Source organism: Acinetobacter sp. I-MWF, from assembly GCF_025433935.1.
Taxonomy (GTDB): domain Bacteria; phylum Pseudomonadota; class Gammaproteobacteria; order Pseudomonadales; family Moraxellaceae; genus Acinetobacter; species Acinetobacter guillouiae.
In genome coordinates this window covers 2,977,068-2,978,298 of record NZ_JAMBAR010000001.1, presented here as the reverse complement: position 1 = coordinate 2,978,298, position 1,231 = coordinate 2,977,068, and the positions used below count along the sequence as shown (strand labels likewise).

Below are 1,231 nucleotides of genomic sequence, written 5' to 3'. Positions count from 1 at the left end.
AAATACCGGTTCAAAATTTTCACGACTTTCGGGAATTAAATTAACTCCGACTTCAGAGCAAATGGCTTTTGGCAAAACCGCCTTTGGTTATGTGTTGGCAAACAGCACCATGAAGTTTGATTTAGACAACAAACTACTCAACAGCCTAAGTGGTCAAAGCAGTTTGTACGGGGTTGACAGTTCAGGAGTGAAACAGGAATTGGTTGAGATTAAAAAAGAAGGAGGGGGGTAAATGGGTTATTTATCAGGGTTACACACCCCTTCTTTTTTATGCAAAAGCCTGACATTGATATTGGTTGCGAATATCCCATTGTTGAGTTGCAATGTCTATGCAAATGGTTTACCCCCGCCACCGCGAGATGTTTCAGAAGTGAATAGCTTATTTAAGCTCTATCTGGACTTGGTGATCAATCAATATTCGACGCGACAGGTGATCCCCGTTATTGTCAAAGGCGATCATTATTTTATCCAGCAGTCGAAACTGGATGAGTTGCAGATTAAGCTGCCTGCGGATGCACTACAGCAACAGTCAGAAAAAAACCTGACGGATCTGGATGTATTCACTTTAGGCTTTTCGGGCAAAGCTTTGGATTGGGTCAGTCTCAATCAGATCCCTGAATTGAAGTATGAGTACAACTCAGCGCAACAGTATTTTAGTCTAGATCTTCCTGCCAGCTGGATGCCGGTGCAGATACGCGGCTTGGATTCTTGGTATCAACCTGAAACAGCGCAGTCGGGTATTGGTTTATTAAATAACTATGACTTTTATACCTACCGCCCAGAGAATGGTGGCTATAGCAGTACACTGTTTACAGAACAGCGCTTTTTCTCGCCTTATGGGGTACTGAGAAATTCAGGGGTTTATAGCAAGACTGATTTTAAATCTGATGGGATTGGAAACGACTCAAATCAAGATAATGATGGCTACCGCCGCTATGACACCACTTGGCAATATGATGACCCAGTCCGGGTAGTTTCATTTTTAGCGGGTGATGTAATTACAGGAAGTAAAAACGCTTGGGGAAGTTCAGTGCGTTTAGGTGGATTACAGTTACAACGTAATTTTGGTACCCGTCCAGATTTGATTACTTATCCTTTACCTCAGTTTAAAGGACAAGCGGCCTTACCGAGCACTGTGGACTTATTGATCAATGGACAGAAAGCCAATTCAACCGATGTGCAATCAGGTCCCTTCATTTTGAATAATGTTCCATTTATCAATGGTAAAGGC

At 42.5% G+C, this 1,231-nt stretch carries 2 pseudogenes; both read left to right on the top strand.

Annotated features, from left to right (window positions below):
* Positions 1-232, top strand: a pseudogene (locus M2R48_RS13820) (molecular chaperone); the annotation flags it as partial.
* A pseudogene (locus M2R48_RS13815) lies at positions 233-1,231 on the top strand (fimbrial biogenesis outer membrane usher protein); the annotation flags it as partial.